The sequence below is a fragment of the Hymenobacter qilianensis genome (assembly GCF_014638675.1).
Classification (GTDB): Bacteria; Bacteroidota; Bacteroidia; order Cytophagales; family Hymenobacteraceae; genus Hymenobacter; species Hymenobacter qilianensis.
In genome coordinates this window covers 1,233,571-1,256,169 of the sequence record NZ_BMFN01000002.1, presented here as the reverse complement: position 1 = coordinate 1,256,169, position 22,599 = coordinate 1,233,571, and the positions used below count along the sequence as shown (strand labels likewise).

General features: G+C 51.3%; 18 protein-coding genes and 1 tRNA gene. 14 read left to right on the top strand and 5 right to left on the bottom strand.

Translation table 11 applies throughout. From position 1 onward, the window contains the following. Positions 1 to 91: 91 nt before the first annotated feature. Positions 92 to 2,092, top strand: a complete 2,001-nt coding sequence (locus IEW06_RS13030) for a peptidylprolyl isomerase (RefSeq protein WP_187732905.1) — start codon at positions 92 to 94, stop codon at positions 2,090 to 2,092. 81 nt (positions 2,093 to 2,173) lie between these two features. Here the strand turns inward: IEW06_RS13030 and IEW06_RS13025 are convergent, their stop codons facing one another. Continuing rightward, on the bottom strand, positions 2,174 to 2,521 hold the full coding sequence (locus IEW06_RS13025; RefSeq protein ID WP_187310643.1) for a cupin domain-containing protein: 348 nt from the start codon (positions 2,519 to 2,521) through the stop codon (positions 2,174 to 2,176). 200 nt (positions 2,522 to 2,721) lie between these two features. On the opposite strand from IEW06_RS13025, the gene IEW06_RS13020 reads away from it, so the two are divergent. Further along, on the top strand, positions 2,722 to 3,549 hold the full coding sequence (locus tag IEW06_RS13020; RefSeq protein ID WP_188548386.1) for a serine O-acetyltransferase: 828 nt from the start codon (positions 2,722 to 2,724) through the stop codon (positions 3,547 to 3,549). Between the two features lie 148 nt (positions 3,550 to 3,697). After that, positions 3,698 to 4,618 (top strand): cysteine synthase A, encoded by a 921-nt coding sequence (gene cysK / locus IEW06_RS13015; protein ID WP_187732904.1) that lies wholly within the window; start codon positions 3,698 to 3,700, stop codon positions 4,616 to 4,618. A gap of 200 nt (positions 4,619 to 4,818) precedes the next feature. Here the strand turns inward: cysK and IEW06_RS13010 are convergent. The 3 genes from IEW06_RS13010 to IEW06_RS13000 all read right to left on the bottom strand — a co-directional run bounded on the left by IEW06_RS13010 (position 4,819) and on the right by IEW06_RS13000 (position 9,213). Continuing rightward, positions 4,819 to 4,892, bottom strand: a tRNA-Ala gene (locus IEW06_RS13010). A gap of 166 nt (positions 4,893 to 5,058) precedes the next feature. Next, positions 5,059 to 8,454: a TonB-dependent receptor gene (locus IEW06_RS13005; protein WP_187732903.1), complete on the bottom strand. Its 3,396-nt coding sequence runs from the start codon at positions 8,452 to 8,454 to the stop codon at positions 5,059 to 5,061. 147 nt (positions 8,455 to 8,601) lie between these two features. Continuing rightward, on the bottom strand, positions 8,602 to 9,213 hold the full coding sequence (locus IEW06_RS13000) for a C40 family peptidase (RefSeq protein ID WP_223284689.1): 612 nt from the start codon (positions 9,211 to 9,213) through the stop codon (positions 8,602 to 8,604). A 100-nt stretch (positions 9,214 to 9,313) separates the two neighbouring features. Between IEW06_RS13000 and IEW06_RS12995 the strand changes: the two genes are divergently transcribed. Continuing rightward, positions 9,314 to 10,735, top strand: a complete 1,422-nt coding sequence (locus IEW06_RS12995; RefSeq protein WP_188548385.1) for an FAD-binding oxidoreductase — start codon at positions 9,314 to 9,316, stop codon at positions 10,733 to 10,735. Between the two features lie 106 nt (positions 10,736 to 10,841). Here the strand turns inward: IEW06_RS12995 and IEW06_RS12990 are convergent, their stop codons facing one another. Next, on the bottom strand, positions 10,842 to 11,435 hold the full coding sequence (locus IEW06_RS12990) for an acyl-CoA-binding protein (protein WP_187732902.1): 594 nt from the start codon (positions 11,433 to 11,435) through the stop codon (positions 10,842 to 10,844). Positions 11,436 to 11,469: 34 nt separating this feature from the next. Between IEW06_RS12990 and asnB the strand changes: the two genes are divergently transcribed. The 10 genes from asnB (at position 11,470) to fcl (ending at position 22,574) form a co-directional block, all read left to right on the top strand. Then, positions 11,470 to 13,377, top strand: coding sequence for an asparagine synthase (glutamine-hydrolyzing) (gene asnB, locus IEW06_RS12985; RefSeq protein ID WP_187732901.1), 1,908 nt, complete (start codon positions 11,470 to 11,472; stop codon positions 13,375 to 13,377). A 61-nt stretch (positions 13,378 to 13,438) separates the two neighbouring features. Then, positions 13,439 to 14,785: a UDP-glucose dehydrogenase family protein gene (locus IEW06_RS12980; RefSeq protein ID WP_188548384.1), complete on the top strand. Its 1,347-nt coding sequence runs from the start codon at positions 13,439 to 13,441 to the stop codon at positions 14,783 to 14,785. A gap of 44 nt (positions 14,786 to 14,829) precedes the next feature. Further along, positions 14,830 to 15,771 (top strand): UDP-glucuronic acid decarboxylase family protein, encoded by a 942-nt coding sequence (locus tag IEW06_RS12975; RefSeq protein WP_187732900.1) that lies wholly within the window; start codon positions 14,830 to 14,832, stop codon positions 15,769 to 15,771. A 9-nt stretch (positions 15,772 to 15,780) separates the two neighbouring features. Then, positions 15,781 to 16,185, top strand: coding sequence for a sugar 3,4-ketoisomerase (locus IEW06_RS12970; RefSeq protein WP_187732899.1), 405 nt, complete (start codon positions 15,781 to 15,783; stop codon positions 16,183 to 16,185). Then, the gene (locus tag IEW06_RS12965; protein ID WP_188548383.1) at positions 16,173 to 17,114 is read left to right on the top strand and encodes a GNAT family protein; all 942 of its coding nucleotides are present in this window, start codon (positions 16,173 to 16,175) and stop codon (positions 17,112 to 17,114) included. The genes IEW06_RS12970 and IEW06_RS12965 overlap by 13 nt, the downstream gene beginning before the upstream one ends. 33 nt (positions 17,115 to 17,147) lie before the next feature. Continuing rightward, positions 17,148 to 18,092 carry a glycosyltransferase family 2 protein gene (locus IEW06_RS12960; RefSeq protein WP_187732896.1) on the top strand — a complete coding sequence of 315 codons (945 nt, stop codon included), beginning with the start codon at positions 17,148 to 17,150 and terminating at the stop codon, positions 18,090 to 18,092. A 132-nt stretch (positions 18,093 to 18,224) separates the two neighbouring features. Further along, entirely contained in the window at positions 18,225 to 19,334 is a 1,110-nt protein-coding gene (locus IEW06_RS12955; RefSeq protein ID WP_188548382.1) for a DegT/DnrJ/EryC1/StrS family aminotransferase, read from the top strand. 212 nt (positions 19,335 to 19,546) lie between these two features. After that, positions 19,547 to 20,548 (top strand): STELLO glycosyltransferase family protein, encoded by a 1,002-nt coding sequence (locus tag IEW06_RS12950; protein ID WP_187732895.1) that lies wholly within the window; start codon positions 19,547 to 19,549, stop codon positions 20,546 to 20,548. 13 nt (positions 20,549 to 20,561) lie between these two features. Continuing rightward, on the top strand, positions 20,562 to 21,539 hold the full coding sequence (locus IEW06_RS12945; protein ID WP_187732894.1) for a glycosyltransferase: 978 nt from the start codon (positions 20,562 to 20,564) through the stop codon (positions 21,537 to 21,539). 81 nt (positions 21,540 to 21,620) lie between these two features. Continuing rightward, a complete protein-coding gene (gene fcl / locus IEW06_RS12940) occupies positions 21,621 to 22,574 on the top strand; it encodes a GDP-L-fucose synthase (RefSeq protein WP_188548381.1) in 954 nt (317 codons plus the stop codon). The last annotated feature ends 25 nt before the right edge of the window (positions 22,575 to 22,599 follow it).

Sequence of the window (22,599 nt, the reverse complement as noted above, 5' to 3'; positions counted from 1 at the left end):
AAAGCCTTATTTAGAACTGTAGAGCCTTCAGTAGCAATAGCTTAGTGCGCACACTAGCGTCAGCGTCATATTTTGGCTATTTTGGCCAACGATGACCCACTCACTCTTCCTTTCCCACCTTACCAAACTGCTCGCTTTTAGCTGCCTGAGCTGTTGGTTGGGAGCTTGCACTACGCCGCGTACCAGTGTCGTAGAAGCTAAATCCGCTACTTCCACCAATAAGTTTGCGGCTGACTCAGCTCTGCGGCGAATTGCCACTGCCCAGGATGCCCGCCAAACACGGTTGCTGCTGCCGTATCTGCAGCGACCCGAAGCTATCTATCGGCGCGAGGCGGCTTTGGCCTTCGCCTCCGTGCAGGACAAAGCCGCCACATCAGCCTTAATTACTTGCCTCAGCGACACTGACCCAGGTGTGCGCCGGGCCGCAGCCTACGCCCTTGGCCAGACCGCCGACAGCACCGCCGCTCCGGTACTGCATCAACGCATGGGTGCGGAGGCCGACCCAGCTGCGCGACGCGCCATCCTCGAAGCACTCGGCCGCTGTCTCACCCAAGGCGAGTTGAGCAACCTGCTGCGTTTGCCCTCCAGCCTTGCCTCCGATACGGCTACTCTTACAGGTCAAGCCTGGGGATTATACCGGGCTGGCTTGCGTGGCGTAACATCTGACGCGGCTGTAGCGCGGCTCATGCAGCTGCTGGAGCTTCCGAATCCGCGTGGTGCGCGCATGGCCGCTGCCAATGCCTTAGCACGTACCCGCGGCCTCGATCTGACTACGTATGCTGTTGCTCTCGCCAAAGTAGCCCAGGCCGATCCGGCTTATGCCGTGCGCAGCGCCGCTACTTCTGCATTAGGCAAGGCATCCGAAGCGCCATCTGTGCCCGGCGTGTTGGCCGCCATTACGCGCCGCGACCCCGAGTATCAGGTGCGCGTGAGTGCGTTGCGGGCTATGAATGCGGCCATGTATGTGCCCGTAAAAGAGGCAGCCTGGGCGGCCTTAACCGACAAGAATGATCAGGTAGCGCTTACCGCCGCAGAGTTTTTTCTGACTCATGCCGCCGAGGAGCCGGGCACCTTATTTCTGGAGAAAGCCAACAAGCTACCACAGTGGCGGGTGCGGGCAACGTTGCTGGCTGCGGCCCTCAAGCAGCGGGCCGAAGGCCGGGAAGCGATTCGCGGGGCCGTGCAGGAGCGCTATACCGCCGCTACCGATCCATATGAAAAGGGCTACTTGCTGAAGGCTTTAGGCGAAGACCCGAATGCGTATGAATTTGTTTCTACGGCCACATTTGCCCCCCAGCAGTCAGTTGTAATCGGGACGTATGGCATGGAGGCGCTGGTAGCTATGCGGCGCTTGCCCGACTTTCCGGAATCCCAATATCCGGCCTTTGCCTTGCTGTTGCAGCGAGCCGTGGGCAGCGGCGACGTGGCGATTATGGGTATTGCCGCCGAAGCCATTCGCGACCCCAAGCTAAACGTGCAACCCCTGCTAACCTCCACCGATTTCCTGACGCAAGCCCGCGATAAGCTCGCAATGCCCCGCGACCTCGAAGCCTGGCAATCCTTGCAGCAGACTATTGATTACCTGAATAAAAAGCCCCCCACGCCGCTGGTAACCTCCTCTATCGTATCACATCCAATCAATTGGGCAACGGTAAATAAAATTCCAGCCGGACAGCGGGCAACGGTGCACACGAGTAAAGGCGATATCGTCTTTCAGTTGCTGGTGGAAGCCGCGCCGGGCTCGGTGGCCAATTTTGTGGAGCTGGTTGAGCAAGGTTTTTATAATGGTAAGAACTTCCATCGGGTAGTGCCCAACTTTGTGGCGCAGGGTGGGTGCCCGCGCGGCGATGGCTGGGGCAGCACCGATTATAACCTGCGCTCCGAATTTGCCGACCTGCGCTATGGCGTGGGGGCCGTCGGGCTGGCCTCGGCTGGCAAAGACACCGAAAGTTGTCAGTGGTTTATCACGCACGCCCCCACGCCCCACCTCGATGGCCGCTACACCATCTTTGCACAGGTGGTCAGTGGGCTCGATGTAGTAAGCGGCTTGGACATCGGCGACAAAATTGACCGCATTGAGCTGGTTCGCTAGCCTATAAAAAAGCCCCCCAGTCAGCTTACAATAATCTGTAGGCTGACTGGGGGGCTTTTTTGTGGCCAAGAAAGCGCGGGTTTACGCCTGCTTGTCTTCGCGGCCGTGCACCTGGTAGGGGGGAGTAGTTGCTTCTACGGCAGTAAAAGCTTCCAGAATTTTATAGGTGTGCGAAGCACCTTTGGGCACTACCCACGAGTTGCCGGGCTCCAATATGACCACTTGGCCTTCGGAGTGCAGCTCGGCGCGCCCGCTGATTACGTAGCCTACCGTTTCGTAGGGCCGCGATACGGGCTCTTTATCGTCGCTGGGCTGCTCATTTTCCCAGAGGCGCATCGATATGTTTTTGCCGGAAGCGAGATATTTTTCTCCATCATTGCCCTTGGGCGAGTGATGAGAGTCGACTTTGATAACAGTGGAATCGGACATAAAAGGGGCGTTTTGGAGTGAAATGTCAGGGATTGTGCTTTCATAACGAGCAAGGCAGCGCTGCGGTTGCCTGCGCAGTGCTGCCCCAAACCTTCACCGCCGCCGATTGTTGCTGCTACTTCGAATGACGTTATCTTAGGCCCAGGAGGCCCGTAGGCTGCACCAGAAACCGGCATGTAGCGCCTTTACGCATACCCTTTATGTCCGAAGAATTTGTTCAGACGCTGGCTTTAGCGCATCAGCAAGCCACCGTTCCGTTGCCGGCGCACGCATTTTGCCATTTGGCCGACCAGTTACTGTCCTTACTATTCCCCGAGCGTGCCGATCGGCAGTTATCCAGCGCCGATGCCGTTGCCGCCACCCTGAGCCACCTGCGGGCTGAGCTGACGGCCTTGCTTCGCCCGGTTCCGTTGCGGGAGTCCTCCGAGGCCGTAGTGGCCGCCTTGGCTGCGCAGCTTCCACACCTGCGCCAGCTGTTGCTGCTCGACGCGAATGCTATTGTCGCCGCCGACCCCGCCGCTCAGGGTGTAGCTGAGGTAATATCCACGTATCCGGGCTTTTACGCTATTGCGCTGCACCGGCTGGCCCACGCGCTGCACCAGCTAGCGGTTCCTCGTGTGCCTCGCCTGCTCAGTGAGTATGCACACGCCCGCACCGGCATCGATATTCACCCCGGAGCCCGCATTGGTTCTTCCTTCTGCATTGACCACGGCACCGGCATTGTGATAGGCGAAACGGCCGTCATTGGAGCCCATGTCAAACTATTTCAGGGTGTTACGCTTGGGGCCTTAAGCGTGGCTAAGCAGCTGCAAGGCATCAAGCGCCATCCAACTATTGAGGATAACGTAGTCATTTATGCCAACGCGACCATCTTAGGCGGTAGTACGGTAGTGGGCAGCCACAGCATTATCGGGGGCAACGTCTGGCTGACGGATAGCGTCCCGTCCCATTCCCGCATTTACCACAAAGCGCAGCTCCACGTTACGCGCACCGAAGATCCCAGCGCAGATATTTCCTTTTCAATTTAGTTACATGGTTATCCAGAACGTCATGCAGAGCAAAGCGAAGCATCTCGCGTGCTGACGAGAGATTAGTAACCTTGGTGAACACGCGAGATGCTTCGCTGCCGCTCTGCATGACCGCCTTTCTTGTAAAACCATTTAACCACATACCCTAATGAAAGCGAATACCATTCTCGACACCATCGGTAATACTCCTTTGCTGCGCATCAATCGACTTTTTGCCGACCGGCCCGACGTGGAAGTCTGGATGAAAGCGGAGCGCGCTAATCCAGGTGGCAGCATCAAAGACCGCATTGCCCTTTCCATGATTGAGCAGGCCGAAAAAGACGGATTACTTGGCCCCGATAGTCTGATTGTGGAGCCAACTTCCGGCAATACCGGCGTTGGTCTGGCCATGGTGGCTGCCGTAAAAGGCTACAAGCTCACTTTGGTAATGCCCGAATCAATGTCGATTGAGCGCCGCCGTCTGATGGCAGCGTATGGCGCCAATCTGGAGCTGACGCCACGGGAGAAAGGTATGAAAGGGGCTATTGAGAAAGCAAACGAAATCCGGCAAAGCACGCCCGGCGCCTGGATTCCCATGCAGTTCGACAACCCCGCAAACATTAAGGTGCATGCCGAAACAACCGCCCAGGAAATTCTGCGCGACGCACCCGAGGGCTTCGACTACCATATCACCGGCGTGGGCACTGGGGGGCATATTACCGCCGTAACGGAGGTGCTCAAGCCCTTATTCCCAAAGATGCTGACCTTCGCCGTGGAGCCCGAATTGTCGCCGGTTATCAGTGGCGGCGCGCCTGGTCCGCACCCTATTCAAGGCATCGGCGCGGGCTTCATCCCTAATAATCTACATACTGATATTCTGGACGGTACCATTCAGGTAAGCCAGCAAGCCGCCTTCGATATGGCCCGGCGGGCAGCCCGCGAGGAAGGAATCTTTGTGGGCGTTTCATCTGGGGCCTCTCTGGCCGCTGTAGCTCAAAAGCTACCCGAAATGCCCCACGGAAGCCGCGTGCTCACCTTCTGCTACGACACCGGCGAGCGATATCTGTCTGTGGAAGGTTTGTTTGTCTGAACCACGGATTTGTCGGATTCCACGGATTTCGCAGACGACTTTATTGTGATACTAAAAAGCCCCCCAGATCATTTCTAGGGGGCTTTTTTATGGTATAAAACTTACGTTCAAACAAACGCCGTTCACAAAATCCGTGGAATCCGACAAATCCGTGGTTCAGACAAAAGGCCCGGCTTATTCAGCCGGGCCTTTCAAATGAGTGGAGAATATCGGAGTCGAACCGATGACCTCTTGCATGCCATGCAAGCGCTCTAGCCAGCTGAGCTAATCCCCCATTTTATTTTACCAGCCACCTTTCGTGTTTGGTGGGACAAAAGTACGGCGCGTTTCGGATTCTGCAAGGCTGGGGGGCTTTTTTTGGGAAATCTTTTCCATTGCCACCCAAAAAAAGCGGCCGGAGAATTTCTCCGGCCGCTTTTAGAATCTAGTAATAGCTTGGTTTAGTTGAAGATGTAGCGCAAGCCAAACTGCATGTAGTAAGTCGAAGCCAGAGCGTTATTATTTCTGAAAGTAGAAGTAATAGGCTGACCGCGGTCCGTAGCCAAACGGAAAGTTGGGCGAACAGCACCGTCTGGGTTAAGAGCAGCCGTGTTCGTTGGAACCAGGAGAGAGGAGTTATTAATCGATCTCACGATGCCCCAGTTTTCGTTGAGCAGGTTGCCAGCATTGAAAATGTCAAGGCTGAACTGTAGCGTGTTGCGCTTCTCACCAATATTCAGGAACAGGTCCTGCGTAAGCTTCACGTCTACCTGATGACGCCATGGCTGCAGAGCACCATTCCGCTCAGCGTACTGACCTTTACGGTCTCTCAAGTAGTCATCCTGCTCAATGTACTGGAAGAACAAGTCTTCCTGACGAGCTCCGCTAACAGTACCAACACTGCCACCATAGTTGAAATCAGTGAAGTCGATTTCCGACCCGTCTTTTGGCACGTAAATCAAATCATTGCTCTGTCCGTCACGGTTGAAGTCACCACCATAGATGTACGAGAAACGACCTTGTCTGGAACCCTCGTAGAACAGCGAAATAGTAGTGCCTAGGTGACCAAAATATTCCTTGCGGTAAGACAAAGAAGCAATTAAACGATCTGGAACTACGTAGTTAGCGTAGCTAAGCTCTGGGCTGTTAGCGTTGTTAACAATTTGGGTAATTGACCAAGTGTTCAATAATTGGTCGCCAACGCCGTCGAAAAGGACTTTCGCATTGCTACGTACGTAAGCTACTGTAGCAAATAAGCCTCCCTCAAAGCGCTTCTCCAGCTTACCAGCTACTGACCAGTAGTAACCTTCGGTACCATTATCAAGAACAACCGTATTAAAAGCCTGTGTGCCTAAAGCACTACCATTAGGTACTGGCTGATTAGGACCAGGGTTAGTAGCGCTAGGAACAGCACTGGCTGGCGTCAATGGGTTAATAAATTTGTCACGAACGGCACTTGGGTAGATCGGACGATTGTCAGGGTAGCCAGCTACGTTAAGTGGCTGCGCTTCCACTAAGTTAGGGTTGCGGCCATATGCGATTGTAAGGTCTTTGTTGTAAATACCTTCCAAGGTGCCTACGATGCCGAAAGGCAACTGAGCATCAACAGCTAAGGTGCTCTTCCAAGTCTGTGGATTCTTGAAATTACGATCCGTAGCACTGAGCGTACCTGGCACTTGAGTACCCCCTGCTGGAGGAGTATCAGGGCGGTAAGCTGCTGGATCTGGATTAAACGGACCAGGAGTGCTTGCGCCAGACGAAGTAGTAGTGAACTGAATCAAGCCAGCATCGCCGGACTGGGACACAATCCATACGGTAGGAACACGACCAGCGAAGAGGCCGCTACCACCGCGAACCTGCAGCGTGCGATCACCTTTAACGTCATAGTTGAAGCCCAAACGTGGTGACCATAGTACGCGGTTCTTAGGCAGCACACCCGTATCAATTTGTTCGCCGTTAGCAAATGCCAGCCCAGCTACTATCGGGTGCGTTTGAATCTCTTGTACATCCAAATAGGAGTTCAATTCAGCCCGCAAGCCAAGGGTTACCCGCAGCTTATCGGTCACGTTGATTTCATCTTGGGCATACAAGGAGCCCTGTGCAGTTTTGAAGCGAGGGAAAGCCTGCTCAAAACCGGGAAGGAGAGAATAGGTAAGGGCAAAATCACGTGGCTTTGCTCCGCTCTTGAATTCATCCCAAGAGTTAAACGTATAATAGCTGGTTGCAAAACGCTGGAAACCGTTTCTGGTATTTTGCAAGTCAAATTGGAAACCACCTGTGAGATTGTGAATTCCAGTTGAGAAGTTCACATAGTCGACAACCGAGTAAGTTTCTACATCGCGCAGGTTACCGAAGGTGAAGGGCTCGTAGCCAAATGAAGTAATTGGATTTACACCTGGGGTGATAGCACCGGTAGTTGGGTTAACACTGCCATCCAAAATGTCTACGAACGGAAAAGCATCGCTGTCGGAACTACGTGGGTCATTCTGATTAGTGTAGGTAGCACGTAGGGTGTTATAGAACTTACTGGCGAAGGTGCCATTCCATTCAGCGGCCAGCGAGTAGAAGTTAGCCTCCTGATAGTAGTTCGAATTTTTGAAAGGAAGAGCGAAATTACTCGTCCGCGTGTTTGGGAAAGCTGTCAACGGGCTACGGGAGGTACTAACCGAGATTGGATCTTTGCTCTCTACCTGGTTGTAGCGAATGCTAAAAGTATGATTGTTGCTGATGTTCCAGTCTAAGCGGCCCAGCAGAGTCGTGCGCTCTCTCTCGAAAGGATAGGCTCCGTAGCCACCGGTTTCGTAGTTGTAGGTGTCGCGCAGGTACGTGCCGACCTCGTCCAAGAACGCAGCGGTAGGCCGTACAATGTTAGAAGGAGTACCTGGTGCGCCAAACGGCAACTCTGGGGTAGAGGGTAGATCCTGCTGGCCAGGAGTAGTAGCTTTTCTTTGCTCTGCGTTCACAAAGAAGAACAACTTGTCTTTGATGACCGGACCACCTAAGCGAAAGCCATATTGCTTTTCATCTAGCTCCTGCTTTGGGAAGGTTTCGTCGCCTACTTTATTGCCCTGTTGCTTATCACCTCTCCAGTAAGTATAAACCGAACCAGAAAAGTCGTTGGTACCTGAGCGAGTTACCGCATTCACGGCGCTACCAATGAAGTTTGACTGGCGAACGTCAAAGGGAGTTACGTTTACAGTAATTTCAGACACAGCGTCCAGGGAGATGGGGTTACCACCGGCGGGAAGGTTGCCACCAATACCGAAGTTGTTGTTGAAGTCGGAGCCGTCGATAGTAATGTTATTCTGACGGTAGTTACCGCCTCCAATAGCCCCTTGCGAAGTCGATGAGGCTTGCGGCGTCAGACGCGTGAAGTCGTTTAGGTTACGGCTGATAGTAGGCAGACGCTCAATTTCCTGGGTGCTTACGTTCGTAGTAGAACCAGCACGGCCAGCGCTGAGCACAGAACGGGAATCTTCGCCCGTAACAACTACACCAGCAAGCTGAGTGGTAGCTTCACTCAGGTTTACGTCTAAGCGCAAAACCTGGCCCAAAGTCAGGGTAATGTTCTCCCGTACAGCTTCTTGATAGCCAATAAACGTGACACGCACGTTGTAAGGACCACCTACGCGCATATTCTGGAGGTTGAAGCGTCCTTCAGCGTTAGTAGGAGCTACATACTGCGTGTTGGTCGGAGTATGAACGGCAATAACTGTAGCTCCAGGTAGTCCGGCACCAGTCTGATCGGTAATAATACCGGTCATGGCTGATGTAGTAGTGCCCTGTGCCCATCCCAGCCGCGCCGTACAGACGCTAAGCAGAAACAACAGCAAGTAGCGTAAACGTAACTGTTTCATAGAGAGAAAAAAAGGTGAAAAAAGAAGAAGCCAGACGACGGCGCTGCAAAAGTACTGATGACTTTGTAGCTGTGCATTACCGAATCATTAACTATTCTACTAAAAGTTGATAGATCCAATTTGCGGCCGCAAAGGTAGAAGGCAATTTCACAACTTAGGTCGTACAGCCTTAATAAATCTGCTGAGGTAGTAATCAGTATCCAGGCTGTTCTCAGTGACCCCTAAAGAGCTGGAAGCGTGAATAAACTGGACGCTTTCGGCCGTGGCTTCAGTTACCATGCCTACATGTGTAATGCGGTTGCTACCCGGAGAAGCACCAAAAAATACCAGATCACCTACCTGCAACTCCTGGGAGCGAACTGGAGTGCCCCATTCTGCTTGCTCATTAGAGGAACGCGGGATATCTACGTTAATAGCACTAAACGAAGTGGCAAGAAGCCCTGAGCAATCCATGCCCAGGCGGGTGGTGCCACCCCATTTGTAAGGTGTGCCTTCGTACGAGCGCGCCGTTTGAATAACAGTGGCTAACTCCCGGCTGATATTGGCAGGCAGCGGCCGGCGAGCCCCACGCTTTGAAACTATCTTGGTTTTACCTCGTGATGAAGCGTACTTGCCTTTCGTTTTGGATCCGCCTTTGCGCCGGTCAGCGGCTTTCATGCGGGCCATTTCCCGGGCCGAATAATAGCGCCCGTTGCGATAGTTCACTTTTTTTGCGCCGCCGCAGCTTGCCAGCCACGCCAGCGTTATTAGTAGCAGCATAGCAATCAGACGGCTATACTGTCTCGAAACATGTACCTTCGTAGGGTGTTTCTGCATTGGCGCAAAGATACTCGAATCAGTCATTTGCTTTCAAATTTCGATGAATTTTCAACCGCTCACCCCCGAATTACTGGTGGCTTTTGAGGCCATCGTGGGCCCTGCACACCTTTTCACGGCTCAACGCGCTGAAGCCGCCGCTACTGCTGATGCCTACGCCGACTATGGCCGCGACCACACGGAGGATCTGCATTTTGCCCCTGATGTCGTCTTACGTCCGGCTAACGCTGAAGAGATCAGCCAAATTGTTCGTTTGTGCCACCAGCACCACATTCCGGTCACGCCTCGAGGTGCAGGCACTGGATTGAGTGGGGGCGCCTTGCCGATACACCACGGCGTAGTGCTCAGCACGGAGCGGCTCAACAAAATCATTGAGATTGACGAGCGCAACCTGCAGGCCACCGTCGAGCCGGGCGTCATCAACCAAGTGTTTCAGGAGGCGGTGCAGGCGAAGGGCTTATTCTATCCGCCGGACCCGGCCAGCAAGGGCAGTTGCTTTCTGGGGGGCAATTTGAGCCAGAGCAGTGGTGGTCCGAAGGCCGTCAAGTATGGCGTAACCAAAGACTACGTGCTCAATTTGCAGGTAGTGCTGCCCACGGGCGATATCATCTGGACCGGCGCCAATGTTCTGAAAAACGCCACTGGCTATAACCTGACTCAGCTGATGGTGGGGTCGGAAGGGACGCTGGGCATTATCACGCGCGTCGTCTTTCGGCTGATTCCGCATCCAAAGCAGGATATCGTGCTGCTTGTGCCTTTCCGCGACCAAACGCAGGCGGCAGCGGCAGTATCAGAGATATTTCGGGCTGGCATTGTGCCTTCCGGAATGGAGTTCATGGAGCGGGAAGCTATTGAGTGGTCGGCGCGCTACCTGAATATTCCGCTCAATTTGCCCCCCGACATCACCGCTCACCTACTTATTGAGCTGGATGGCAATGAGCTGGAGCAGCTGTATAAAGATGCTGAGCTGGTGTATGGCGTGCTGGAAAAGTATGACATCGGCGAAATCCTGCTCGCCGACACGGCCGCTCAAAAGGAGGAACTGTGGAAAATACGGCGCAACGTGGGTAATGCCGTTCGCTACAACTCTGTATATAAGGAGGAAGATACCGTCGTGCCCCGTGCCGAATTGCCGACCTTATTAAAAGGCGTCAAAGAAATTGGTCAGCGCTACGGATTTACTTCCGTGTGTTACGGCCACGCCGGCGATGGCAATCTACACGTAAATATCATTCGGGGCGACCTGGATGATACGATGTGGCACGAAGGACTGGCCGCGCCAATCCGGGAGATATTTCAGCTTTGTGTAAAGCTGGGAGGTACTATTTCCGGTGAGCACGGTATCGGGCTGGTACAAAAACCATACATCGGCATTGCGCTGGGGGAGGTGCAACTGAATATGATGCGTGGCATCAAAAGCGTATTTGATCCGCACGGTATCATGAACCCCGGCAAGATTTTTTAAAACACGCACAAAAAAAGCCCCCCAGAACGAATCTGGGGGGCTTTTTTCGTGCGTGTTTTAGAAGGTGGAGTCAACCAATCTCAAGGCTCTCCTATTTCTGAAATTCCTAAATAGATTCTTGGTCGCCCTTTAGCTTATCCTCGCCGCCGTATGGTGCGCCTGCTGTGATATCACCGCGCAAGCCACCCGTAGTAACGCCTGGGCCAGTGCCAGGCTGCTGAGAGACGGTAGTATTCTCCGGGTTCACCTGCGAACCAGTTGCTGGCTGACCAGTGCCCGTAATAACGGAGGCTTGCTCGCCAACCGGACCGGCAATTTCATTCACCTTGTCGATATATTGACGTTTCGCATCGTCCTCGCTAACGCCTTTGAACTTGCTCCAAGAGTCCCACTGAGCCTGCGACATGCCAGGCGTACCGCTAGGATTGTCGGGACTGTCGTCGCCAACAACTTCACCTTTGGTATCGTGGTCGCCCTCGGTTGCTTGCTTATATAGGCCATAGAGTTCTGTCATATGTGCGGCGGCCTTATCGCCCGGCAGGTTGTCTACACGCGCGACGGCGGCTTCGAATTGTTGCTGTAAGTCCATTTGCTGCTGAAGATTCATGACAAAAATGAGTGGAAAAAAGCGGTAAGCTAAGCTGTGTACTACCGTGGCACGGCTTTGGTTGCAGATGCTTGCGGCTACTTTTTTGGGCACACGTCTTTATAGTTTGTACTTTTGCCCGCCAATTATGTGTGGAATTACTGGAATATTCGCTTTCTCTGACGCTGGTCGCAATTCGCTCGCCGCATTGCCCGCTTCAACCGATGCCATTATCAGCCGTGGGCCTGATTCTCAAGGGCATTATGTGTATGACAATGTAGGCCTCGGCTTCCGCCGCCTGGCTATTCTTGACCTTTCCTGCGACGGCAATCAGCCTATGACCGATGAGTCGGGGCGGTACACGATTGTCTTCAATGGTGAGATATTCAACTTTCGCGAGCTGCGGCAACGGCTTGTTCGTAAGGGCCATCAGTTTCACTCTCAAACTGATACCGAGGTTATTCTGCGTCTCTACATCACGGAAGGCCGCAGCTGCCTGAAAAAGCTCAACGGCTTTTTCGCCCTGGCTATTTACGATAAGGAGGAGGATTCGCTGTTCATCGCCCGCGACCGAATGGGAGTGAAGCCTTTGCTGGTCTACCGCGACGAGGACAAGCTATTCTTTGCCTCCGAAATGAAGTCGTTGCTGGCTTTAGGAGTGCCTCGCAAGATGGATTATGTAGCCCTGAGCCACTATTTGCAGCTCAATTACATTCCTGGCCCTGCCACTATCTTTAAAGGAGTTAAGAAATTACTGCCCGGCCATTACCTCTATGTCAAGGGCCAAAAGGTAGTTGGCAAGGCGTGGTATCGTATTCCCTACGATCCAAAAAAGACGCAAAAGAATAAGCTCAGCTACGAACAGCAGCAAAAGAAGCTGCTGGAATTGATGGATGATGCCGTAGCACGGCGCCTAGTTGCTGACGTACCATTGGGCTCTTTCCTCAGTGGTGGCATCGATTCTTCCGCTATTACTGCTCTTGCAGCTCGTCATACTCCCCACCTGAATACTTTCAGCATAGGTTTTCGGGACGAGCCCTTTTTCGATGAGACGAAATATGCCAATCTGGTAGCCAAAATGCACCAGACGAACCATACGGTCTTTTCTCTCACGAATCAGGACCTATACGATCACATCTTTGATGTGCTGGAATACATCGACGAGCCCTTCGCTGACTCCTCGGCGCTGGCAGTATATATTCTGAGCAAGCGCACGCGCGAAAAAGTGACCGTTGCGCTATCTGGCGATGGGGCTGATGAGCTGTTTGCCGGCTACAACAAGCACATGGGCGAGTTTCAGATACGGCAGGGCGGCTTCAAGGCCGAAGCTGTGGCTGGTCTGGATTTCCTGTGGGACATTCTGCCCAAATCGCGCAACTCGTTTTTTGGCAATCGTATTCGTCAGTTTCAGCGGTTTTCCCGGGGCATGCTCAGCGGTCCGAAAGACCGTTACTGGGACTGGGCTTCCTTTGTAAGCGAGCGTGACGCCCGCAACTTGCTGAGTCCAGCCTCCCGGCGTAAAGTAGGGAAGAAGCTGGCCGAAAAACGTCGGCGCGACATCTTACAGCACTTGCATGCAGATGGCGACCTGAACGAAGTGCTGCTCACCGACATGAACTTGGTGCTTCCCAACGACATGCTCACTAAAGTGGACATGATGAGCATGGCGAACTCCCTGGAAGTGCGGACGCCGTTTCTGGATTATAACGTCGTCAATTTTGCTTTCTCACTACCAGTAGAAAGTAAAATCAATGCGAACATGAAAAAGCGCATTGTACAGGATACCTTCCGCCCGATGCTGCCGGAAGAGCTGTATAAGCGTCCGAAGCATGGCTTTGAGGTCCCGCTGCTCAAATGGTTTCGCAATGAGCTGCGCCCCTTAATTACCGACGATCTACTTTCTGACGATTTTATTGAATCCCAAGGCGTTTTTGACGTAGAAGCCGTGCGTGCGCTCAAGGCACAACTGTTTTCTCGTAACCCTGGTGATATTCATGCTCGTATCTGGGCGCTTATTGTATTCCAGCATTGGTGGAAAAAATGGATGATGGGTTAATTTGCCCCCCAGCAACAATTTAAAACATAAACTCAGTAGTTTCTTACGCTTTCAATAGACTATGAAAATCGCAGTAGTAGGCACCGGTTACGTTGGTCTGGTTACAGGCACATGCTTCGCCGAAGTTGGTATTGATGTAACCTGCATTGATATCGATCAGAAAAAGATTGATAACCTCAAGCAAGGTATTTTACCAATCTACGAGCCTGGCTTGGAGGAAATGGTCTCGCGAAACGTAGAGAAGGGCCGTTTGCACTTTTCCACTAGTCTTGCCGAAAGCATTCACGATGCTGATGTGGCATTTATTGCGGTAGGAACGCCCCCCGGCGAAGATGGCTCTGCTGACCTGAAGTATGTGCTGGCGGTAGCCCGCGGTATTGGTGAGCACATGAACAGCTACGGTGTTATCGTTACCAAAAGCACCGTGCCCGTAGGTACAGCTGCAAAAGTGCGTGCCGAGATCGAAAAAGCCCTTGAGAAGCGCGGTGAGAACATCGATTTTGATGTTGCCTCCAACCCTGAGTTCCTGAAGGAAGGTGCCGCCATTGATGACTTTCTCAAGCCGGATCGTATTGTAGTCGGTGTGGCATCAGAGCGTGCCGAAGAGGTAATGACCAAGCTGTATAAGCCTTTCCTGCTCAATGGTCATCCTATTATCTTCATGGATATCCCTTCGGCTGAGATGACGAAATACGCCGCTAACTCCATGCTAGCGACCAAAATTTCGTTCATGAATGATATCGCCAACCTATGTGAGATAATGGGTGCCGACGTGAACAAGGTCCGCCAAGGCATTGGCTCCGACGCTCGCATCGGTACTAAATTTATTTATCCCGGTATTGGCTACGGGGGCTCCTGCTTTCCCAAAGATGTAAAAGCACTTATCAAAACGGCCGCTGAAAATGGCTATGATATGCAGGTGCTCAAAGCAGTTGAGAATGTTAATGAGGCGCAGAAGTCGGTGCTATTCGACAAAGTGAATAAGCACTTCGGTGGCGACCTGCAAGGCAAGAAGATGGCAATCTGGGGCCTTTCCTTTAAGCCCAAGACTGATGATATGCGTGAGGCACCTTCTTTGGTTATTATTGAGCGCTTACTGGAGGCTGGCTGCACTGTATCGGCCTACGACCCGGTTGCTATCAAAGAAGCGAAGCATACGCTGGGCGACCGGATCACTTATGCCAAGGATCAGTTCGAGGCTTTGATTGATGCTGATGCATTGCTTATCGTAACGGAATGGCCTGAGTTCCGCTCACCAAACTTTGAAGTTCTCGGCCGCTTGATGAAGCAGAAAGCCATATTCGATGGTCGTAACATTTACGATGCGAAAGAACTTAGCGAGGTAGGCTTCACTTACCATTGCATCGGTATTCGGGCTAATCATAAGGAACCAGTAGTTCAGGCCTAATACCTATCCAAATACATTCACAAGCACTTTATCAGTTAGCGCGCATGTCCGATAAGAAACGCATACTCATTACCGGTGGTGCCGGCTTTTTGGGTTCTCACCTTTGTGACCGGTTTTTGGCAGAAGGTTACCATGTTATTGCCATGGATAATCTCATCACAGGTGACTTATCCAACATCGAGCATTTGTTTGGCCAGGAAGCTTTCGAGTTTCATCATCACGATGTGTCCAAGTATGTGTTTGTACCAGGCAAGCTGGATTACATTCTGCATTTTGCTTCACCCGCTTCGCCAATCGACTACCTAAAGATTCCGATCCAAACTTTGAAGGTTGGGTCATTGGGCACGCATAATCTGTTAGGGTTGGCGCGTGTTAAAAATGCACGTATCCTGATTGCCAGCACTTCGGAAGTATACGGTGACCCAGAGGTTCATCCGCAGGTGGAAGAATACTTCGGCAATGTAAACCCTGTAGGTCCGCGCGGTTGCTACGATGAAGCCAAGCGTTTTCAGGAAGCCATTACCATGGCGTATCACACGCATCACGGGCTGGAAACACGTATCATCCGCATCTTCAATACCTATGGCCCGCGCATGCGACTCAATGATGGCCGCGTACTGCCAGCATTCCTCTCGCAAGCGCTAAGGGGCGAAAACCTGACTGTATTTGGCGATGGCTCCCAGACGCGCTCTTTCTGCTACGTCGATGACTTAGTAGAAGGCATCTACCGTCTGCTACTCTCTGACTATCCACTGCCCGTGAATATTGGCAACCCATCAGAAATTACGATCAAGGAATTCGGTGAGGAAATCGCAAAGCTGACAGGTGTAGAGTTTAAGCCAACGTATCAGGCCCTGCCTGAGAATGACCCAATGAAGCGTCGGCCTGACATCACAAAAGCCAAAGAGATTTTGGGCTGGGAGCCTAAAATTGACCGGGCTGAGGGCTTGCGGCGGACGCTGGAGTATTTCAAAGATAAAGTTTAGGCGTTGCACATGATGAAGCCTTATTTAATAGAGTTTCCTAAAATAGGAGACTCTACTATTGGGTTTATATCTGTAACAGAGGAGCTACGTCCCATTCCCTTTGAGGTAAAACGGACGTTTTGGACATATTACACTCCAGAAAGCATCGTCCGTGGCCGCCACGCGCATCACCTGACTGAACAAGTGCTCGTGGCGGCGGCAGGCCGCATCACCGTGACGACTGAGATGTCGGATGGTACGATTGACGTATATCGTTTAGAAGATCCATACATTGGCTTGTATGTGCCACCAAATGCTTGGCATACAATGCAGTATTCGCATTCAGCTGTGCAATTGATCTTCGCTTCTCAGCCTTACGACGAGAAAGACTACATACGCGAGTATGAGCAATTTCGCAGGATATGGAAGAAGTAAATCCAACATTACTTACGCAACGAGCATCAGCACTAATATTTTATTCCCCGTATATTTCTCTTCACAATATAATTTCCCCTGAGCGCCAGCAAGAGCTATTTGGAGTAGGCAAAGCGTCACGGTTTATCAACGAATCTGCTCATAATAAGGTATTTAACCACAAATCAAGTCAGCTCTTATTTTCTGATTTGCCTTGGGATACACAATTCTTTGCTATCCCCACTTATCGTTTGCTAACGGGGCTTTTTCATGAGAAAAGCCCCCCAGCTGATCGGTTAGCCGCTGTAAAAGCATTTGAGACTCAATTGGCAGCTTCAGGTGCTTACTACTGTTTTAGTGAAGTACCCAGTGAGGATACTGTGCTGCTTCAGACATTAACAGCCAGCGGCTGGCGGCTAGTAGAGACACGTTTGCTGTTTTATCATGATAATCTGGAATCGTTCGACCAAGAGCGCTACCCGGTGCGCTTGGCTAAGGCAGAGGAAGAGGCGCAAATAGCGCAGATAGCTGCGGAGAATCGAAATGATTTTGATCGGTTTCATGCCGATCCATGGTTTGGTACTGAACGTGCCGACGCTTTCCTGGCGCGTTATGCAGGCGCTGCGGTACGCGGTTACTGCGATGATGTTCTTGTACCCGATGAACCCGGCTTACCACTTCAATCTTTCCTAGCCATCAGTGACTTGAAGGATGATGCCGCTTTAATAGGAGTAGGGTTGTCCAGAGTGGTACTCACAGCTGTAGGCCCTCAAAATCGGGGGTGGCATTTGAAGCTAGTATCTGAAACAGTGCACCGAGCTCGTGAAAAAGGAGATAAGGCTGTTTTGATGACTACGCAAGCAACCAACCGGGCCGTATTCCGCACGTGTGAGAAATTAGGCTTCAAGCTGGGAGGCAGTAGTCACATATTATCTTTCCACGGTGATTAAATTGTACGACAATTACCGTTTCCCCGTCTTTTAATGCCCAGGCTATCTGTCATCGTTCCTTGTTACTATAATGAGGACAATATTCCGATTACAGTGCGAGAATTGGTTGCCAACGAAGCCCGGTTTCCCACTGAAGTCGAATTTGAGTACGTTTTTGTAGATGATGGCTCTGGTGACCGGACACTGGAGGTATTATTGGAAGCCCGCGCCCAATACCCCGATCGAGTTCGTGTCGTGGAGCTAGCGGGAAATGTAGGATCGTATAATGCTATTGTGGCCGGCATGGCCCACGCGACTGGTGACTGTATGGCCGTTATTACCGCCGATATGCAGGACCCACCGGAGCTAATGGTGCAGATGTATGACCACTGGCTGAAGGGCTTTAAGTTAATTATTGGTAATAGACAGGACCGACAGGAAACTGGTTTAGCAAAGACGTTTGCCCAAACATTCCACTGGTTAATGAAGCATCTGGCCCTGAGCAATATCCCGGATGGAGGCTTCGATTTCGTCTTTTTTGATCGTCAGGTAGCCGAGGAGGTATTGAAGATGCATGAGCGCAATAGCAATGTATTCTACCTCATGGTGTGGCTGGGATATCCGTATGTGAATATCCCGTATGTGCGCCGTAAGCGTGAAGTGGGCAAGTCGCGCTGGACGTTACAGAAAAAGATAAAATTGTTTATCGATTCACTGCTCTCTTTTTCCTACTTCCCAATTCGGGCTATTTCAGTCGTAGGCCTTTTATTAGGTATAGTTGCCATGCTATACGGATTGTACGTTATCGGTCTGAACATTTTTGCCCCCCAGGCGCCTACTGGTTGGACAACCTTAATGGTAGTCGTACTATTTGTTTCGGCTTTTCAGATGATTGCGCTTGGAATAATAGGGGAATACGTTTGGCGCGGGCTGGATGCCTCTCGCAGCCGACCATTATACGTAGTAAAAAATACCTATGGGAATGAGGTATCGCGTTAGGAAGTAATTCAATATCAGAGGGTACTTTACTTGGGAGCAGCCTTTGGTTCTGGTAATTGCCTTACAGATTTCCAAAGTTTTCATCTTATTCTGCAGCTATTCGGCTTTTCTCATTGCTAACTTCAACTTATAATGAATATTCCGTTTCTATCTTTTGCGCCTCAGCATGACCCCATTCGTGAGGAAGTACTTGCTGCAATTGCAGGCGTTTATGATAAGCAATGGTATGTTCTAGGGGACCAGGTAAAAGCTTTTGAGGCCGCCTACGCCGCGTTTAATGAGGTGAACCACTGTGTAGGGGTAGCGAACGGTCTTGATGCCCTGCATCTGGCACTATTGGCCTTGAATGTTGGGCCAGGTGACGAAGTACTGGTGCCCAGCAACACCTACATCGCTACTTGGCTGGCCATTTCTTTTGTTGGCGCAACACCAGTTGCGGTAGAGCCTAATACCGCGACTTATAACATAGATCCTAGGCGCATGGAAGCGGCCATCACTCCCAAAACAAAAGGCATTATGTCAGTCCATCTGTACGGTCAGGCATGTGAGATGACTGCCATTATGGAAGTGGCACAGCGATATGGTCTATGGGTGGTCGAAGACAATGCGCAGGCGCAGGGAGCTGCCTGGCAAGGACAGATGACGGGCAGCTTCGGCCATGTAAACGGTACCAGCTTCTATCCAGGAAAAAACCTGGGGGCCCTCGGCGACGCGGGTGCCGTGACAACGAATGACGAGATTCTGGGGGGCAAAATTCGCACGCTGCGCAATTACGGCTCTCAGCAAAAGTACTACAACGAGGTTATAGGCTATAATTCTCGCCTCGATGAGCTGCAGGCAGCAGTATTAAATGTGAAGCTGCCTTATCTACAGGATTGGACACAGCAGCGCCGTACAGTGGCGGCACTTTACAACCAGCACTTAGCTGGAGTAGGAGACCTTATTCTGCCGGTTACTGCAGTAGGAGCAACACACGTGTATCATCTATACGTGGTGCGTACTACCCACCGCGACAGGCTACAGCATTATCTGCAGGAACAGGGTATAGGTACGTTGATTCATTATCCAGTACCGCCTCATCTCCAACGAGCTTATACCCACTTAGGCATTCAGGAGGGAGCCTACCCCATTGCAGAGGAGTTAGCTAAAACGTCGTTGAGCTTGCCCATGTGGCCGGGTATGCGGCAGGAAGAGGTAACAGCTGTAGTAGAAGGTATCCGAAGCTTTTTCGAACACTTGTAAAATCAAAGCGAGAACCTATCTTACAGGCTTATCCGGCGGGCAAAAGCCTGTTGTGTTTCTGTTACGCGTAGGTTGCCCCTAGCAGTACAAAATAATGCGTAAATAAAAACATTGTACCTTTGCGCCTCAAAACCAGCATTTAATATGAGTTGCGAGCAATACCCGTAAGGTCTTAAATCGTAAACTTCTTTTGTATAATCTTATACCTGCTTATGTCTTCGTTGAAGTCTTCAATTGTCATCACTTCTATTTTCGCCCCAACGAAGGCAGTAAAAAAATTCGCTACTCTGGCCGACTATCAACTGGTAGTTGCCGGCGACAAAAAGTCTCCCGCGCATTGGAGCACTGATAATGTAACCTATTTATCCGTAGCCGATCAGGAGGCAATGGGTATGCAGATGTCGGCTAAGTTGCCCTACAACCACTACGGGCGTAAAATGATGGGCTATCTGCATGCTATGCAGCAGGGTGCCCAGGTTATTATCGACACAGACGATGATAACATTCCTTATGAAGGCTGGGACTTTCCAGCAATGGAAGGCAATTTTCTGACTTCGAAGAGTGAAAAAGGGTTTGTTAATATATACAAGACCTTCACCAAACAGCATATCTGGCCGCGGGGTTTGCCCTTGGATCTGATTAACTCTAAAGCACACGTATTACAAGAGGAAGATCTTCAAAGCCAGTCCAGTAAGATCGGAGTATGGCAAGGTCTCGCTGATGGCGATCCGGATGTGGATGCTATTTACCGCTTAGTAGACAACACCGAATGTTTTTTTGATAACCACGAGCCGGTGGTGTTGGCAGAAGGCACGCTTTGCCCCTTTAACTCTCAAAATACAGCCTTTCGGCAAGAGCTTTTCCCCTTGCTCTACTTGCCGGCTTACGTCACCTTTCGCTTTACCGATATCCTGCGCGGTCTGGTAGCGCAGCCCATCATGTGGCTTCACGGCTACCGCTTAGGTTTTACTAAAGCCACTGTGCTTCAGGAGCGTAATCCTCATGATTATGTGAAGGACTTTGAATCGGAGATTCCATGCTACCTGCATCCTAATCGCGTAATTGCTACTGTACAGGCCGCGCTGGACCCTGCCGTTTCCGTAGCCGATAATCTCTATAACGCATATACTGCTTTGGAGAAAGAAGGCATCGTGCTGCCCGATGAACTCGAACTGCTTAGTCTGTGGCTGGCAGATGTAAAGTCCCTGACCTAGAAATGTAATCTGGATGCAGCAGTTCCCCTCCATCTCCGTCATTATTCCATCCTGGAACCAGGGGCATTTTATTGAGCGGACTTTACTGAGCATTCTCCGGCAGGATTACCCCGGCCAAGTGCAGATTATTGTTTCGGATGGTGGATCCACTGATTCTACCGTTAATGTGCTCCAGAAATACGATAATCAGATTATATGGTGGTCGGCCCGGGATGAAGGGTACGTTGACGCTGTAACAAAAGGCTTGGCCAAGGCTACGGGTGAAGTCATTGCTATTCAGAGCAGTGACGACTATTATTTGCCGAATGCATTTCGCCACATGGCAACTGGCTTTGAACAGCACCCGGAAGCAGGATTTATCTCGGGGGGCGAATATGCCATTGATCTGGACAATCAGGTAACATACGCCAACTCTTTTACGGGCTCTATTACTCCGCACAGCATACTCTTTCAGTTCATACCTCCGCAGCACGCTACGTTTGTAAGGCGTGATATGCTGGAAAAAGTAGGAGCTATGCGCCGAGAAGTAGATATGTGCGCCGATATTGATTTGTGGTATCGGCTAGCACATCATTCTGCTGGGCAGTCCATTCCTGCTATGCTGGCAGTATACCAGCTTCACCCCGAGCAGCGCACATCTACCTCGCCAAAATGGTACCCCAACTTGGTGAAAATGGTGGAAAGCTGCGAAGCTGATGCGGTGTATGGCCAACGGTTTCATCTCACCAGCGTTGAGCGACGAAACTTATATGCCTATTGGGAAGTAAACTGGGCCGGCAAGGTTGATCCGGCCTTAGCCAGACCATTGGCAATGCGCAAGCTGCCCCGACTGCTCAGCTATAGCCCCCGCACTCGACGGGTAATTCTGGGGGCTACTGTCAATCCCCTCATCAAAAAGCTGTTGCCTGGCAGTATGGTTAAGCGCCTGCAACCCGAAATGGCCCCGCTAAGCAACGGGCGGCTACCCGATCTTGATTGGTGGCGCAAATAGCTTGTCACTTCCTGCTCATCTAGACTTAGCACATCCTGCCTTCCTCGTTCTTTATAACTGCATTACTGCACGAAATCTTAAATGGACCAAAACGCCAAAATATATATAGCTGGCCATCGCGGTATGGTTGGTTCTGCTCTCGTCCGTCGCCTTGAAAAGGCTGGCTATAACAACTTGCTGGTACGTACATCAGCTGAGCTGGACCTGCGTAACCAGGCCGCTGTGGAAGCTTTTTTTGCAGCTGAGAAGCCAGAGTATGTTGTCCTTGCCGCCGCTATGGTAGGAGGCATTCATGCAAATAATACCTACCGCGCCGACTTTATATACAGTAACTTGATGATTCAGGTGAATGTAATTCATCAAAGTCATGTATTTGGGGTAAAGAAGCTGTTGTTCCTGGGCTCATCTTGTATCTATCCTAAATTAGCCCCCCAGCCTTTAAAAGAAGAGTCTTTATTGACCGGGGAGCTGGAAAGCACGAATGAGCCCTACGCGATTGCCAAAATCGCAGGTATCAAAATGTGTGATGCATACCGCAGCCAGTATGGCAGCCATTTTATCTCGGCTATGCCTACTAACCTCTACGGCCCGCACGACAACTACGATCTGCAAAAATCACACGTACTGCCAGCCCTGATTCGTAAGTTTCACGAAGCCAAGCTCCAGAACACTCCCGAGGTAGAAGTGTGGGGAACCGGTACCCCACGCCGCGAGTTTCTGCATGTGGATGATCTGGCGGATGCCTGCTTCCACCTGCTGCAAACCTATGATGAGCCAGGCCTCGTGAACATTGGTACAGGGGAAGATCTTAGCATTCGTGAGCTAGCCGAGCTCGTTCAACGCACTGTTGGCTACCAGGGAACCATTCGCTTCAATACTGACTACCCCGATGGCACGCCCCGCAAGCTTATGGATGTGAGCAAGCTAGCCTCCAAGGGGTGGCGCTACACTATTGGGTTGGAAGAAGGGATTCAGGCTGTATATCAAGACTTTATGCAGCATGAGCAAAAGAACATGACCGCAGTATCTGCTTAAGTCTTGGCCAAACTCCTAACAAGGA